The following is a 16,230-nucleotide window of genomic DNA, read 5'->3' as shown; positions in this document are numbered from 1 at the left end:
TTTTTAAAATAGTTCAACTGTACTATTTAAGCAATGGAAAAATCTTAAGGTGCCTTGTCAGGCGGCCAGATAGCTTAAGCGCGAACGGATAAATTCCGCCAGCTTAAGGCTGGCATGCGGGTGCTTATTAGACTGAACAAACAGGCTAATACCCACTTTGCCAAGGGGCGGCAAGCTGCGATGGCGAATCAGGGTCAGGTCAGCGGGTAGGGTGCTTTTGGCCAATACCGTCACGCCCAGGCCTTCTTTTAAGGCGGCGGTAATACCACCAATATCGGCATTGGTATAACTAATACGCCAGGGCTGGTTAGCCGCTTGCAATCGCTCCAGGGCGCGGCGCCGATAAATACAGCCGTTAGGTGCCACTACCAGAGCCACCTTATCGTCGCTGGGCCGGTATTGTGGATTGGCTACCCACACCAGTTCGTCTTGTAACACGGTTTCCGGCTGGTTAGGGTGAGGCATATCATCCAGTGCCAGAATCAGATCAAACTGGCGGCGGCGCTCCTTATCCAGCAGGGATTTACTCAAATCACAGGTGACTTCCAAGGTCACATCCGGATAGGCCTTATTAAAGTCACCGATAATGCTGGGCAACAAACTGGTGGCAAATTCGCTGGGCAGGCCCAGGCGCAGCTGGCCGCTTAACTGAGTTTGCTCAAACTGACGGAAGATATCATCGTTGATGGCCAGCATATGCACAGCCTGCTGATAGAGCTGCATACCTTCACTGTTCACTTGCTGGCGCTGGCCCTGACGGCTGAACAGCTTGCGCCCCAGTTGCTCTTCCAGGCGCTTTATCTGCAGGCTGATGGCCGGTTGCGAGCGGCCGAGAAAATCCCCGGCCTTGGCATAACCGCCCATTTCCACCACAGTGACAAAGGCCCGCAAATTATCCAGTGACAGTTGTTTCATGGTCGTCGCTTTAGGTGTTAGGTGCCAGGCGAGAGGTGCGACTTGTCTTGCACCAATACGAGTGAATCTCAGAGGGTGGCGATAAATAAGGTAAAAGGCGTATCTGGATTGCCTTCTGACTTTTGATCCTTATGGTTTCCTCACTCCTCACTCCTCACTCCTCACTCCTTAGTATCAGCATCTTAAATGATGAAGGGATAATACATAACAAAACTTAATCATTCCATTTAGATTTCCAATTTGTTGCCCTATGTTGAAGCTCCTATAATCAGGCCACTTTATTGATCCTGACATGAGTGCCAAAGCCATGACCAACAAGACTGTGTTGCACCCCAAACATCTTGAAGCCGGTGCCAAGATGGTGGACTTCCACGGCTGGGAAATGCCTATCAACTACGGCTCCCAGATTGAAGAGCATCACGCTGTGCGTAACGATGCCGGTATGTTTGATGTATCACACATGACCATTGTTGATATCAAAGGCCCGCAAGCCACAGCTTATCTGCGTTACCTGCTGGCGAACGATGTAGCCAAGCTGAAAGAAAAAGGCAAGGCGCTCTACAGCGGTATGCTGAATGAAGAAGGCGGTGTGGTAGACGATTTGATCGTGTATTTCTTCGCTGATGACGATTACCGCCTGGTGGTGAACTCTGCCACCCGCGAAAAAGACATCAACTGGTTGAATAAGGTCGCAGAAGGCTTTGACATTCAGATTATCGAACAGCCGGAACTGGCCATGATCGCCGTACAAGGCCCTAATGCCAAAGCCAAGGCTGCCGAGCTTTTCAGCGACGAGCAAAGATCTGCCGTTGAAGGCATGAAGCCCTTTTTTGGCGTGCAAAGCGGTGATTTGTTTATTGCCACCACAGGTTATACCGGTGAAGCCGGCTATGAAATCGTATTACCCACGGCACAAGCCGCTGATTTCTGGCAGAAGCTGCTGGATATCGGGGTGAAGCCCTGTGGCCTGGGCGCGCGCGACACCCTGCGTTTGGAAGCCGGTATGAACCTCTATGGCCAGGATATGGACGAAACCACCTCGCCACTGGCGGCCAATATGGGTTGGACCATTAGCTGGTTGCCGGAAGAGCGCGACTTTGTTGGTCGTAAAGCACTGGAAGAATACAACCGCAGCGGTAAAGAAAAGCTGGTAGGTTTGGTGATGGAAGACAAAGGCGTACTGCGCGCCGGTCTGACCGTCAAGGTGGAAGGCGGCGAAGGGGTGATTACCTCTGGCACCTTCTCCCCAACACTGGGATACAGCATCGCCCTGGCTCGCGTGCCTTCTACCGCAAGGGATACAGCCGAGGTGGAAATGCGCAAAAAGTGGGTTACAGTAAAAGTGGTTAAACCCAGCTTTGTCCGTAACGGCAAAAAAGTAGAACACTAAAAAGTACTAGAGGAATCAGAATGAGCAACATCCCTGCTGAATTGCGTTATGCCGCTTCTCATGAGTGGGTACGCCCCGAAGGTGACGGTGTTTACACCGTAGGTATTAGCGAACACGCCCAGGAGCTACTGGGTGATATGGTGTTTGTTGAACTGCCTGAAGTAGGCAGCAAAGTCAGCGCTGGTGACGACGTGGCCGTAGCCGAGTCGGTAAAAGCCGCCTCTGACGTTTATGCGCCTATCAGTGGTGAGATCCTGGCTGTAAACGAAGAGCTGGAAGACTCCCCAGAGCTGGTTAACTCTGACCCCTACGGCGACGGCTGGATGTACCGCATCAAAGCTGACGACGAGAGCGAACTGGCTGAGCTGCTGGACGCCGAAGGCTACGAAAACAGCATCGACGAAGAGTAAGATTTTTCTAAGGGCCGCGCCTTTCAGGTGCCGGCCCTTTTTCGTTAAGCGCCCTGGGTTTTCCCAGGGTTTGCTTTTGCACTTTCCCTAACCGAGATATCACGCATTATGTCTGACACCAACCTCTCCCTGTCGCAACTTGAACAGAAGCAGGATTTTGTCCGTCGCCATATCGGCCCAGGCCAGGAAGAAACCGCTGCCATACTCGACGTAGTCGGCGCTACCAGCCTGGAAGACCTGATAGAGCAAACGGTACCTGCGGCCATTCGCTTACCTAAGCCATTGAACCTGGGTGAGAGTCAGACAGAAGCCGACGCCCTGGCCGCCCTGAAAGCCGTGGCGAGTAAAAACAAGATTTTCCGCAGCCACATTGGTATGGGCTATCACGATACCCTGACCCCCAATGTGATTTTGCGCAATGTACTGGAAAACCCAGGCTGGTATACCGCCTATACCCCATACCAGCCAGAGATTGCCCAGGGCCGTCTGCAAGCGCTGCTGAACTTCCAGCAAATGACCCTGGATCTGACCGGTTTGCAACTGGCCTCTGCCTCACTGTTAGATGAAGGCACCGCCGCCGCCGAAGCCATGGCCCTGGCCAAGCGGGTGTCCAAGAACAAAAAAGCTAACCTGTTCTTTATTGCCGACGATGTGCATCCGCAAACCATCGACGTGGTTAAAACCCGCGCCGAGATGTTTGGTTTTGACATTATTGTCGCCCCGGCTGCTGACGCCCCTAATCACGATGTATTTGGTGCGCTGCTGCAATACCCAGGTACCAGCGGTGCCATCAGCGATCTGGAATCTCTGATTGCCACCTTGCAAGCCAATAAGGCCGTGGTGTCTGTGGCGGCCGATATTATGAGCCTGGTGCTGCTTAAATCCCCAGGCGAGATGGGTGCCGACGCGGTACTGGGCAGTGCCCAGCGTTTTGGCGTACCTATGGGTTACGGTGGCCCGCACGCCGCCTTCTTCGCCACACGCGACGAGCATAAGCGTTCACTGCCAGGCCGTATTATTGGGGTATCTCAGGATACCCGTGGCAAGCCAGCCCTGCGTATGGCACTGCAAACCCGTGAACAGCATATTCGCCGTGACAAGGCTAACTCCAACATCTGTACCGCACAGGTGCTGCTGGCCAATATGGCCTCTTTCTACGCTGTGTATCACGGTCCTAAGGGTCTGAAAACCATTGCCAGCCGTATTCACCGTTTCGCCGATATCCTGGCGGCCGGCTTGCAAGCCAAAGGTCTGGAACTGGTCAACGATACCTGGTTTGACACCATCACGGTTAAGGTCAGCAACAAAGACGAGATTGTTGCCCGCGCACTTGCCGCTGAACGAAACCTGCGTACCGACTTAGATGGCGCGCTGGGTGTAAGCCTGGATGAAACCACCAAGCGTGAGGATATTGCCAGCCTGTTTGGTGTGTTCCTGGGCGCAGGTCACGGCTTGGATATCGGTGTACTGGATGCACAAATCACCGCCGCTGGCTCAAACTCTATTCCGGCTAATTTGCTGCGTACCAGCGACATTTTGACCCATGAAGTGTTCAACAAGTATCACAGCGAAACCGAAATGCTGCGTTACATCAAGTCGCTGGAAGACAAAGACCTGGCCCTGAACCACTCGATGATTTCACTGGGCAGCTGCACCATGAAGCTGAACGCCACCGCTGAGATGATCCCGGTGACCTGGCCCGAGTTTGGTAAGTTGCACCCCTTCGCACCATTGGATCAGGCGCAGGGCTATCAGGAAATGTTCAAAGAGCTGGGCGATGCGCTGGTAGAAATCACAGGTTACGACAATATTTCCATGCAGCCTAACTCTGGTGCGCAGGGCGAATACGCAGGCCTTATCGCCATTCGTCGCTACCATGAAAGCCGTGGCGACGGTCATCGTAATATCTGTTTAATTCCAAGCTCTGCCCACGGTACTAACCCGGCTTCTGCACAGATGATTGGCTACAAGATTGTAGTGGTTGACTGTGACAAGAGCGGTAACGTGGATCTGGCCGACCTGAGAGCCAAGGCCGAAGAAAGTGCCGACAACCTGGCTTGTATTATGGTGACGTACCCCTCTACCCACGGTGTGTACGAAGAAACCATTCGCGAGATTTGCGATATCGTGCACCAGCACGGTGGCCAGGTGTACCTGGACGGCGCCAATATGAACGCCCAGGTTGGCCTGACCAGCCCCGGCTTTATCGGTTCTGACGTATCGCACCTGAACCTGCACAAAACCTTCTGTATTCCACACGGCGGCGGCGGCCCCGGTATGGGCCCTATCGGTGTTAAATCGCACCTGGCGCCTTTCCTGCCAAGCCACCCCATAGTGGAAATCAGCGGTACGCAGCCAACTAACGGTGCCGTGTCTGCCGCGCCTTGGGGCAGTGCCTCAATCCTGCCAATCAGCTATATGTACATCAAGCTGATGGGCGGCGAAGGGCTGGCGAAAGCCACGTCTATGGCAATTCTGAACGCTAACTACGTAGCCAAACGTCTGTCCGGCCACTATCCGGTACTGTACAAAGGCCGTAACGACCGTGTGGCGCACGAATGTATTATCGATATGCGCCCACTGAAAGAAGCCTCAGGCGTGACCGAAATGGATGTGGCCAAGCGTTTGAACGACTACGGCTTCCACGCCCCGACCATGAGCTTCCCGGTAGCCGGTACGCTGATGATCGAGCCCACCGAATCTGAAGCCAAGGCCGAGCTGGATCGCTTCTGCGATGCCATGATCAGCATCCGTGAAGAAATAGCCAAGGTAGAAAGCGGTGAGTGGAACGACACCGACAACCCGCTGCACAATGCCCCGCACACTCTTGCGGATATTTGTGACGACGAGTGGAACCGTGCTTACAGCCGCACCGAAGCGGCCTACCCGGTAGACGCCGTGCGCCGTAACAAGTTCTGGCCAAGCGTAAACCGTATCGACGACGTATTCGGTGACCGTAATTTAGTGTGTTCTTGCCCTGCTACTGATACTTATCGGTGAGTTGGCGGATAACGCTGAATAATTGAAAAAGGGCCTTGTGGCCCTTTTTTGTTGAGCTTTGTATTTGTTGGTTTTGTGGGGCAATGAGTGCAAAAGAGTGGTTTTGAATAACGTCCGTGTTTTTTATGACACGCAGTCCTTTGCGCGCTAGATACAGTTATTCACCACAAAGGACACGAAGTGCACGAAGGGTTATAGAGATTGTCCACTCTTCGCGTTCTTCTTATCTTCGTGGTAGAGAAATAATTTTGGATACTGACCTCCTTGTCTTATATGACGCGCGGTCCCTTGCGCGCCAGTCCCATTTACAACAGGCGTCCTGCCTGTTGCCCTAGGGGCCAGCTAAAGCTGTTCAATCTGGTTCCTGACCAGATTGTCTTTACTGCAAAGAAACGAGACGCAAAGACCAAATCTTCGGGAAAGATTTTGGACAGCTTTATGCTGGTCCGAAGGAAAAGTTACAGGGACGTAGCTTTCAAAGCGCGCCGCTGGATTCCCAACTACATCAGTCTAGGAAACAGCGAAAAAGACGGTCGCAGAAAAAGTTTTGATTTACGGCCTCCTGCCTTCAATCAAAAGTCCACTTCGGGCATCCTTTGCGATATTACGAGGTATCCATGCCCTTCACCCTTATGGGCCACCGTCGTACCTCCGATGTTCAAGTTTTCTCCTGGAAAACTTGTCTCGATGGCATCTGAATTTGCTGCGCGCTCTCGCAAATTCAGGGCGAAGCCATCCCAGACGCGTCTTCTACTTAAGTCGTTCCAGACGACTCATCCCCCTTTTAACAGCTCCCTGAACTGACCGGGAATTTTTAAGCGGTGGGAAAGCGACTTGGGCCGCTTGGGAGAGGGTTGCTTTGACAACTCTGATCCTTTGATGTCTGTTCTCTCTCTTGCCCGTAACACGCCTATTATCAATTGTAGAGCTACTTATAAACGTGCAGTAGTTCGATTTAACAATAACTGTTTCTCAAACTCTAATACACTCATAGTTGCAAACTGTATGTGATGAGAAGTATCTATCGCAACCCAATCTTTCAGGCTACCTTTAAGTAAACGATTAGCACAATCTTCAATGCGCCTATCGCCCCAACTGAAGCTAGAGCCAAGATAAAATCCAGAACTAATAACGGTCTCAGAAAGATCATACATCTGTGCTCCCTTATTGCCGTGCATTCTGGAATGTCCCCTAGCCACAAAATAGTTATCCGATATTGTGTAGCGAATCTTACCGTTTGCGTGAGGAGTTCTAATTTCAGCCGAATTTGGACTTACAACGCCGTAATCGCCAAAACCAATGTCCGCAGTGTTTCTCAGGCTTTTCCAAGCAACATATTCCCTTCGTAAAATAACTTCTGATGAATCCTGTTCAGGAACCATATCGGTGATAAATGAAGTTAGCGAACAACCAGCCATCGAAACCCTTGTAAAACCCAAAGGTCGAATTAATCCATAAGCTCGCTCCACCTTCTCACAAATTTCTACAACAGAGGTTGATGAAACATCACCCAAATCTAAAATCACATGGCATTTTGATGGCGTTAGTTGCAGAGTATCCAAAATATCATGCAAAATCTCACTAAAATGATCCTCATCGTACATATCTTCAAAAGCGTAAGACTCAAGTCTAATACAGAATGAATCTGACTTTACTCTAATCGATTCTAAAGCCTTTACGTACTGGATATCTTCCCACCTATCATATCCAACTACCGTAGTCACATTTGCATTTCTCGATGCTAGATAGTTGTAGGAAAAATTTAATACATGCTCACCGCTCTCTAGTGTGCTATCAGGTGACCACTTAAAAATATCAAGCATAAAAGGTTCGTTGCTTCTTGCCGAAATAATTTTGCTGAGTGTATCTGCAACAAACAGACGTTTAGGCGTCGGTTCATTTTCGTACTTTTTCCTTTTCAAAAATTCATCTGAAAAAATAGGTAACTCGAACAAAGGGAAAATAGCTTTATTTGTCTCTGTTCTTATATGATCAAGAGCATCGAACTCACCTTGTTTCGCATTCAATATAGGGGTATAGATTGGTTTACTCACAATTTTTCCTCCACAGAAAATTTAGAAAAGTGTTTTCTAACCTCTCCATATCCCACTAAATCAGCAAACACTTTGAAATTACCACTTTCTCTTCTTATTCTTCCTGCAATAATTGCAGGATGAATCTTTAAATCCTTTGCAAATTGCTCAATAGATTCCCTAGTGGGCCGCAAATAAGCCTCACTCCTCTTCCAGGCAACCCTAGGAATAAAGGTATCACGGGCAATTCTATTAGCTTCCGCCTCAATCTTATCTTCAGTTGACCGCTCTAAGTCATCAACAAACGTCGAACCAGTGTCAAGATGCTTCCAAATATGAACAGTCTCATGAAGCAATGTGAACCAGAAGTTATCTAAACGATCTTCTCTAATAGTCAGCCCAATAACAGGATTTCCAGCCGGAGTTCTTAGCGCGGCGCCATCTAAGCTCATTCCTTTTAAAGCTGGTTCAATAACCACTTTTATTCCGTGTTTCTCGATAAACTCAATAGCCAATTTGGGTCCTTCATCAAACCAACTCAAATGTGCTAACTCTTTTAAAAATTCCTTATTCAAACTTCCTTGTTTAAAATCATTAACAACTGGATCCAAAGACGCTTCTTGAACAACTTTTGATAACCAAGCAAAAATGCTGTATTTCTTGTTTGGTGAGTATGCCTCTCCTTGTAAAGTCCTTTTAAAGGCTGCCGCAGGCTGATGATTGTTATCACTTAAGACGCCGATGAATTTTTTAAGGCTATCCTCGACAATGTCTTTATTTCTTGCTTTGTTCTGAATATTTGATATCCATCCTCTGGAAATCATCTCACTCAGAGGAAACAACTTCCAATTAATGGTATCTGACGACCTGGAATCTTGAGACTCGTCAACATGCAAACCAACTAATGTTTCAACAGAGATACCTAATCCACTAGACAATGCTCTAATCATTTGAACGGTCAGCGGGCGCTTGCCAGAAAGTACCTCTGATACTCGACTCTTAGTTCCAAAATATGGAGCTAAGTCAACCTGTTTCAATCCCTGCTCATTCATACGAAACTTAATAGCTTCAATAGGATCTATTGGCTCAATCGGAAAATTTTGCTCCTCGTACTTTTCAATTAGCAATGTAAGGAGATCAAGCCTATCACTTTCTGGAGAACCAGCGCTTGGCGCCTTATCCAAAAGAAATTCACACTCTTCAAGGTAAGAATGATATTGTTCCTCTGTCTTGATAATTTTTAAGTTCTGATCACTCATATGTTCTAATCACATTCGACACTATCGCAACTCGTCTATTGAAGCAGAGTGTCAAGCTAATGGTGTAGCCTGTTTGAGCTACTACAAAATTAAACTTGCTTGGCCCAACTTGCTCAACTGCTGGATAGCTTTTCACTACATGTTCCGCATTCAACCAAGTGTTGGTCTTAACCTCATTTACCCACGCGGAAACCCACGTGTCAGTTACAGTGTCATGACCTTTAAGGCTGAAAAGACGTTGTATTCCTATTAATCGCATAGTGAAGTTCTCTAATTGGGAACAATATAAGTGTTGCCAGTAGTACTAGTCAATGAAAAAAGTTCCCAAATGTGGAATTTATTTTCTCATGCTTATACCGAGAGATTGGGTCATAGCCGGTCAAATTAAAGACAGAAAGAAAAAATAATTAATCATAAGGCATTATTATATAGAAGGAATTATGATCTAGGGGGCGCGTGAGGGTCAGAGTTGTTGAACCCATTTTTCAAATGCTGAGGTGTGTTTGAGGGCCTGTGATAAAAAGGTCAGATCCAAATTATGCGCCAGAGCAAGAGGAGCAAGGGAACAGAGATCTTGACTCCATAGCTAATACATTGTTCTGAATGCTGAAATTTTCTAAGTTGCACTCAGGCCAGTTTTTTAGCATCACTTTTTCTGCAAGTAAGCCCGTATCTCTGCCAGTTCACGCTTATTCCCATACCGCAGAATCTTAGAGATTTCCTGGTCATAACAGAGGTTTTCATCCCTGACCCAGGCGGTGCGGGTGAGTGAGCTTTTTAGTAGGGTCATAGAAGGGCAGGGTTGGTAGCCTTGCTGTTTGGCCTGATTGTCCCACCAATTATTTAGATAGCTTCTGCTAATTAGTAACCCCATCAAGCAAATTAGAGAATAAAAAGGGTCAGAGATCAAGGGGTCCGAGATCAAGGGGTCAGAGTTGTCGATCCCGTTGTCATTTGCTGAAGTGTGTTTGAAGAGCTAAGGTCAGAAGACCGAAGGACCCGGACATAAGCAATGGCTCGCCGCCCACGTCTCAATTTGGCGGGTGTTCCTCAGCATGTGGTGCAGCGAGGCAACAACCGTCAAGTCTGCTTCTATATTGACCAGGATTATGCGGTTTATCTGGACAAGCTAAAAGAATACAGCTGCCGTTATAAGGTGGCCGTGCATGCTTTTGTGCTGATGACTAATCATGTGCATTTGCTGGTGACACCCACAACGCCCTTAGGTGTGAGCCAGATGATGCAAGCGCTGGGGCGTTACTATGTGCGTTATATCAATGTCACCCATGGCCGCAGTGGCACATTATGGGAAGGGCGCTATAAGTCCTCCCTGGTTGATAGCGAACATTATCTGCTGTTGGTCAGCCGTTATATAGAGCTTAATCCGGTGCGGGCCAACATGGTGGCCCATCCTGCCGAATATCCCTGGTCTAGCTATCAGCATAATGCATTGGATAAGTATATTGAGTTACTTACCGCACATCCGCTCTATCTGGCCTTAGGTACTGATGTCACCAGTCGAAAGGCCGCCTACCAAGCCTTGTTCAAAGCTCAAATACCTGATTATTCCCTAAAGCAAATCAGGGAGGCGCTGCAAAAGACCTGGGTGCTAGGCGACAGCCGCTTTAAGCAGCAAATAGAGCAGCAACTAGGATGTGCCTTGCCCAAACAACTACAGCACGGTGGTGACCGAAAGTCGCAGCGATTCCGGGAGGTTAAGACTTCAACAACACTGACCCCTTGATCGAAGACTTCAACAACACTGACCCCTTGATCGGACCCCTTGATCGCTGAATAGTTGAAAAAGGGCCTTGTGGCCCTTTTTTGTTGGGCTTTGTATTTGTTGGTTTTGCGGGTCAATGAGTGTAATCAAGCGGTTTTTGAAGAACGTCCGTGCTTTTATGACACGCAGTCCTTTGCGCGCCAGATACAGTTATTCACCACAAAGGACACGAAGAGCACGAAGGGTTTTAGAGATTGTCCACTCTTCGCGTTCTTCTTATCTTCGTGGTAGACAATTAGTTAATTTCGAGAAGTTGGGAGTGGGCTTTGGTATCAAAGTTTCAATAATAGCGTTCTGCCTGTTGCCCTATGGGACAGCTTTATGCTGGTCCGAAGGAAAAGCCATATGGGGATAGTGTTTGAGTTTATATATTATATTCTTTAAAATAATTTTTCTTGTTAATTTTCAATATTTTATTCTTAAAGGGACTTTATGCGATTTTCCATATACATGTTTTTTTTATCTATAAGTGTTTTTTTGTTTTCAGGTTGCGGCGGGGAGGGAGGTGATTCCAGGCCAGCTCTACCTCTTGCGGTAATTAACGAAGTTGAAGTGTCCTTAATTGAAACTATAGATTCTATAAGTTTAAAAGCTACTATTAAATGCAGCAATTGTAAGATGGATAGTAAAAGTTTTAAGTGGTCAGTTAATGGTGAAGTAGTTTCTAAAGCAGAATCTTACCTTTTAGATTATGAAAATGTAAATAATGAAATCCGTATAGATGTGTCGGTAACCAATGAAGATCTTGTAAGTACCTCTGCTTTCAAATTAGTTTTCCCTGAGCGAACACAAGTTGTTGATATTGCATCTTCTAATTACGCATTTTCCGCTTTAAAGTCAGATGGGAGCGTTATTAGTTGGGGAAAGCTTCCTAGTGGAGTTGATTATGAAGATGTCTCGACTAAACATCGTCGATGTTAAAAAAATATATTCAACGGATGGTGCATTTGCAGCTTTAAAAAATGATGGCACCGTTGTGACGTGGGGATATATTTTCGGTGGAGGTGATAGTAGTTTGGTATATGAACAGCTAACGGATGTTGTTGAAATATATTCTACAAAGGATTCATTTGCAGCTTTGAAAAAAGATGGGACGGTAGTTGTTTGGGGAGGAGCGGCTGAAATTACAATGGAGGTTTCAGATCTCCTGGTTGATGTGGTTAATATTTTCACTTCATTTACTTCCTTTTCTGCTTTAAAAGCTGACGGTAGCGTAATTACATGGGGAGGAATATTCCGAAATGGTTATTTCACCTACCCAAATGTTAACAATGTGAAACGAGTTTATTCCACTGGGTATGCTTTCGCCGCTCTTAAAAACGACGGTTCAGTTGTGACCTGGGGGCCAAGTGATTTTGGAGGTGATAGTTCGCATATTGAGCTGACAGACGTCGTTGAAATTTACTCAACTGACTGGGCATTTGCCGCCCTTAAGGCAGATGGCTCAGCGGTTGTGTGGGGGTATGAAATATTTGGTGGTTATAGCGGAAATGTTGATTTGGTTGATATTGAAAAGATTTTTTCTACAACCGAGGCATTCGCTGCATTGAAAAAAGATGGGACTGTCTTGGCATGGGGAACTGGTATTTCTGGCGGGATAATATCTGGTTTGGAAAATATGCTAACCAATGTTATAGAAATTTACTCTAATTCCCAATCATTTGCAGCATTGACGAAAAGCGGTAACGTAGTTACGTGGGGAAATTTATCAATTGGTGGCGATAGCAGTAGAGTCGAAAATGAGCTTGTAAATGTCACTAAAGTCTATCCTTCACTGCTTGCATTTACAGCTGTAAAGGTGGATGGTTCAGCAGTCAGTTGGGGACACGAAAACTATGGTGGAGATAGTCGCTTGGTTGAGTTGGAAAATATTATTTCGGTTTATTCTTCTCTAGGGGCATTTGCTGCTATAAACAAAGATGGAAAGGTAGTGACATGGGGAAATCAATTCGAGGGAGCAGATAGTAGCTCTGTTGCTGAAGATTTGTTGCCCAGCTCAATAAATCTAATAATAAGATAATCTTATTTATCTTATTTCATAATTAAAAGTAATAAAAAGGGTCAGATCCAAATTAAGCGCCAGAGCAAGAGGATCAAGGGAACAGAGATCTTGAACCCATAGATAATACTTTGTTCTGAACACTGAAAGCGCAGAACTTGTAATCATCCTTGGATTTTTTAGCATCACTTTTGTTGCAAATAAGCCCGTATCTCCGCCAGTTCTCGTTCATTCCCATGCCGCAGAATCCTGGAAATTTCTGGGTCATAGCAAAGGTTTTCATCCCTGACCCAGGCGGTGCGGGTGAGCAAACTTTTTAGTAGGGTCATAGAACGGCAGGGTTGGTAGCCTTGCTGTTTGGCCTGATTGTCCCACCAGTCATCAATATAGGGACTGCCTATAAACAACCCGACTAAGCAACCTAAGGCGAAATAGCCGCAAAATAAGGTAAATTTGTCTTCCTTTTTGGGATTATATTTACCGGTAATACGCAAATAGACCTGATTGGCAAAGGCTATCGACAGAACCAGTAAGCCCAGTCCCGCTGTAGGTAATGCGCTACCCAGATAATTCAGTACTATCAAAGGGTCAGGGTCAGAGCTGTCGATCCCTTTGTCATTTACTGAAGTATGTTTGAGGGGCGAAGATCAGGATAGAGGGGTCAGACACTGACCCCCGTGGTCATATCGTTATAAAGTCTTTATTTATACTTGAATACGCGGATGCTATTGCTTAATCCAAATTTGTTGCGTACCTGAAAATCGCGCACCTTGGTTGATTTTGGTACCTTGAATGAGAGTGAATCGCTTGATATCGATATGGGTTTAATGCTTTCGTCACCAAACTGAACTGTTGTATCTGCGTCAAAACCTGTTCCGGGTAACCTATATTCTTCACCCTTGACTAAAATAACTAAGTTGTCGCCGAAAATCAGAGGGGCTTTTTCACTTAAAGGCTCTAAAAAGATTTCATTAGTACTTTGGCCATTAGTGTAAACAAATATTTTATATTTTGATTCGGGTATATTTAACTTAAATGATATTCCATCTTTAATTAAGTCTACTTCCTTAATATTGTAAGTGACTTGTTTGTTGTGAATAACAACAACCGGATTTTTAACCTGGTTTAATCCCATACCTGTAATGGTTATTGTGTCATTTATTCGGTAGCGACCTTTTTCAAGTTTATTATTGAAGTTGCCAGAAATACGCGATAGCTGAATTATTGGCAAGTCTGCAATCGACATTGTTTTCACTTTTTGCTCTGGTGCACTATCAAACACGTCAAACACTTTATCATCGTCTGTGTCTTTTTCCGTTTGACTGCTAAGCATGGCATCAGATGCAATTACGTTGCTTGTAAATAGTGATAAAAATAACAATGTAGTGATGTTCTTCATGCTCTTCCTTGCGTAGATATTCCAAGTAAAAATGATGTGTTGTGCTAGTTGCCACTTAGTGGCGGCACATTCAAATAACCGGGGCCAGTGTCTGACCTATCCCACAAATAAAATAGATAAATCAGTGGGGTAGTTAAATTTGATGAGAACAAACATGGCATTTTTTGATCTGAACATTCGGCAAAACGTTCAGGGCAGAAACGCCATGCATGCCCTCTTATCTTGACGAAAATTGTCGCCCTTGTCAGCTTCAATATGCATCAAAGCCGACAGAAGGCGTTTATTGCTTGCGTCAAAAGCCGCGTTTTCTGGGAGTGCCGACCCCATGGCAAGCATAGGCCCTGGGATAAGTTCAAAGGCCAAGTAAAGGAGCAGAGATCTGAAACCTAGCTAACCTCTTGAGCTTTCTGTCTCTTATTGCAAAGAGTCCAGCAGTTCACCAACTTTCGCCAGTTCCGACTGGGACATTTGCTGGGTGATGGAAGCCAGCGGCTTTTCTTTGTATTCATGCTTTACACGAGACAGCAATATTTCTTTGTAGGCTTGGTACAGATTCTTCTCTACCCCCTCTCCACCTTGTGCGTACAGAATACCAAGATTGAATTGTGCCTTGGCATGTCCCTGCGCCGATGCCTTGCTATACCAATTAGCCGCCTCTGAAAGGGACTGAGGTATGTTTGCTTCAGCTACGCCATTTTGTTTGGCCACTGCCATTGAATACTGCGCATCAGGGTTTCCGGCCTTAGCAGATTTCATGTACCAGCTATAAGCGCTGGTGCTGTCTTTTTCAACACCGATTCCATAGTTAAAACAATGCCCCAAATAATACTGGGCCTGGCTGTTGTGAGTATTTGAAGCCGATAAGAATAAATCGAATGCCCGCTTTGCGTCTTTGCCAACATGGGTTCCATTCACATAGAACTCGCCCAGCTTTACCTTGGCTTCGCTGTTACCCTTTTCGGCGGCCGCTTCAATATAGCCAATGGCTTTTGGTATATCCTGAGCGACATGGGCGCCATTCAAATAGAGTTCTCCCAGAGCAAACAAGGCATATGCATTCCCTTGCTCAGCGGACTTCTCATACCAGCGAATGCCTTCCGGCCCATCAACATTTGCATCACCTATACCCTGCGTATAATGCTTTCCAAGCCTGTACTGGGCGTATTCATTTCCGTAGTGTGCGGCTTTGAGAGTGTATTCATGGGCTTTTTTAAGATTCTTTTCGACCACTTTGCCCTCGAAATATTTGTGGCCTAATTTGTTGTAAACGCTATCTCCATTTTTCTCGAAATTTTGTGGGTATATCGCTTCTCCTTCTGCAATTGCCTGAGAGATTTGCTGGCTGCTCATTTTGCTTTCAAGGGATTTAATTTTTTTAAATTTACGAACACTTTCATATTTTGATGCCAGTGATGCGTAATACCATTTGTAGGCTTTGAACCTGGCGCTGGCTTCTGTCTCGTCCGTCAGCTTGAGAAAATCATCATCTGTATAAAACTTCACCAGCATGTCCTGGGAATAGGTATTCCCTTTTGACGCACCTGTCTCCAAAAATTTCAGTAATGCATTGTGGTCTTTTTCAATATTGGCCGTTGGATTGCCTTGCAGATAACTCATCATAAGCCAGGCAACAGCCATTTCATTACCCGACTCTGCACAGCGAATTAGATTGGCCTTCGCCTCCTCTATGGAGGCGGGTTCGATTTCTTTGCTTGAGTCAGACGCATTCAGTTGTTCAAGGTCGCAACCCGCCGGGCTGGCAAAACTGAGCTGACAGACAAACGTCAGGGTTATTATGGCAATGCTCTGTAATCCGGAAAGTTTCACGTTCATTAATGCGTCCTTAAACTAAAATCATCACGAAGAGCGGAATCGTTTACGCCATAGAATGTGGCTGCTTTGCGGATAGACTCAACCCAATAGAATGAGTTCGGTGACACCGCGTAATTAAACTGAGGCCGTTAAGATTCCGTTTTATGCTCAACTATGCCGCAGGCGGGAGGGTAGTGCAATTTTTGAACAAAGTGGCAGGTTACTGAGAG

General features: G+C 46.3%; 13 protein-coding genes. 6 read left to right on the top strand and 7 right to left on the bottom strand.

Translation table 11 applies throughout. The features are described from left to right. Positions 1-57: 57 nt before the first annotated feature. Entirely contained in the window at positions 58-915 is an 858-nt protein-coding gene (locus IEX02_RS08335) for a LysR family transcriptional regulator (protein WP_188693122.1), read from the bottom strand. 307 nt (positions 916-1,222) lie between these two features. On the opposite strand from IEX02_RS08335, the gene gcvT reads away from it, so the two are divergent. The 3 genes from gcvT to gcvP all read left to right on the top strand — a co-directional run bounded on the left by gcvT (position 1,223) and on the right by gcvP (position 5,715). After that, the gene (gene gcvT, locus IEX02_RS08330; RefSeq protein WP_188694095.1) at positions 1,223-2,305 is read left to right on the top strand and encodes a glycine cleavage system aminomethyltransferase GcvT; all 1,083 of its coding nucleotides are present in this window, start codon (positions 1,223-1,225) and stop codon (positions 2,303-2,305) included. A gap of 20 nt (positions 2,306-2,325) precedes the next feature. Further along, on the top strand, positions 2,326-2,715 hold the full coding sequence (gene gcvH / locus IEX02_RS08325; protein ID WP_188693118.1) for a glycine cleavage system protein GcvH: 390 nt from the start codon (positions 2,326-2,328) through the stop codon (positions 2,713-2,715). A gap of 108 nt (positions 2,716-2,823) precedes the next feature. Then, a complete protein-coding gene (gene gcvP, locus IEX02_RS08320) occupies positions 2,824-5,715 on the top strand; it encodes an aminomethyl-transferring glycine dehydrogenase (protein WP_188693113.1) in 2,892 nt (963 codons plus the stop codon). A 932-nt stretch (positions 5,716-6,647) separates the two neighbouring features. On the opposite strand, the gene IEX02_RS08315 is transcribed toward gcvP, so the two are convergent. The 3 genes from IEX02_RS08315 to IEX02_RS20640 all read right to left on the bottom strand — a co-directional run bounded on the left by IEX02_RS08315 (position 6,648) and on the right by IEX02_RS20640 (position 9,917). Next, positions 6,648-7,769 carry a beta family protein gene (locus IEX02_RS08315; RefSeq protein ID WP_188693110.1) on the bottom strand — a complete coding sequence of 374 codons (1,122 nt, stop codon included), beginning with the start codon at positions 7,767-7,769 and terminating at the stop codon, positions 6,648-6,650. Next, positions 7,766-9,007, bottom strand: a complete 1,242-nt coding sequence (locus IEX02_RS08310; RefSeq protein ID WP_188693108.1) for an ImmA/IrrE family metallo-endopeptidase — start codon at positions 9,005-9,007, stop codon at positions 7,766-7,768. The genes IEX02_RS08315 and IEX02_RS08310 overlap by 4 nt, the downstream gene beginning before the upstream one ends. Before the next feature lie 646 nt (positions 9,008-9,653). Then, entirely contained in the window at positions 9,654-9,917 is a 264-nt protein-coding gene (locus IEX02_RS20640; protein WP_505625239.1) for a DUF1240 domain-containing protein, read from the bottom strand. A gap of 102 nt (positions 9,918-10,019) precedes the next feature. Between IEX02_RS20640 and IEX02_RS08300 the strand changes: the two genes are divergently transcribed. The 3 genes from IEX02_RS08300 (at position 10,020) to IEX02_RS08290 (ending at position 12,810) form a co-directional block, all read left to right on the top strand. Continuing rightward, entirely contained in the window at positions 10,020-10,751 is a 732-nt protein-coding gene (locus tag IEX02_RS08300) for a transposase (RefSeq protein WP_188693102.1), read from the top strand. Positions 10,752-11,408: 657 nt separating this feature from the next. Next, positions 11,409-11,711, top strand: a complete 303-nt coding sequence (locus IEX02_RS08295; RefSeq protein WP_188693099.1) for a hypothetical protein — start codon at positions 11,409-11,411, stop codon at positions 11,709-11,711. Continuing rightward, positions 11,677-12,810, top strand: a complete 1,134-nt coding sequence (locus IEX02_RS08290; protein WP_188693096.1) for an RCC1 domain-containing protein — start codon at positions 11,677-11,679, stop codon at positions 12,808-12,810. The genes IEX02_RS08295 and IEX02_RS08290 overlap by 35 nt, the downstream gene beginning before the upstream one ends. A 164-nt stretch (positions 12,811-12,974) precedes the next feature. On the opposite strand, the gene IEX02_RS08285 is transcribed toward IEX02_RS08290, so the two are convergent. The 3 genes from IEX02_RS08285 to IEX02_RS08275 form a co-directional block, all read right to left on the bottom strand. Beyond that, positions 12,975-13,373, bottom strand: a complete 399-nt coding sequence (locus tag IEX02_RS08285; RefSeq protein WP_188693093.1) for a DUF1240 domain-containing protein — start codon at positions 13,371-13,373, stop codon at positions 12,975-12,977. Between the two features lie 116 nt (positions 13,374-13,489). Next, positions 13,490-14,188 carry an IPT/TIG domain-containing protein gene (locus IEX02_RS08280; protein WP_188693089.1) on the bottom strand — a complete coding sequence of 233 codons (699 nt, stop codon included), beginning with the start codon at positions 14,186-14,188 and terminating at the stop codon, positions 13,490-13,492. 414 nt (positions 14,189-14,602) lie between these two features. Continuing rightward, the gene (locus tag IEX02_RS08275) at positions 14,603-16,021 is read right to left on the bottom strand and encodes a tetratricopeptide repeat protein (protein ID WP_188693085.1); all 1,419 of its coding nucleotides are present in this window, start codon (positions 16,019-16,021) and stop codon (positions 14,603-14,605) included. Positions 16,022-16,230: the final 209 nt, after the last annotated feature.

Source organism: Bowmanella pacifica, assembly GCF_014645355.1.
Taxonomy (GTDB): domain Bacteria; phylum Pseudomonadota; class Gammaproteobacteria; order Enterobacterales; family Alteromonadaceae; genus Bowmanella; species Bowmanella pacifica.
The sequence above is the reverse complement of the archived record's forward strand: the minus strand, read 5'-3'. Positions and strand labels throughout refer to the sequence as shown.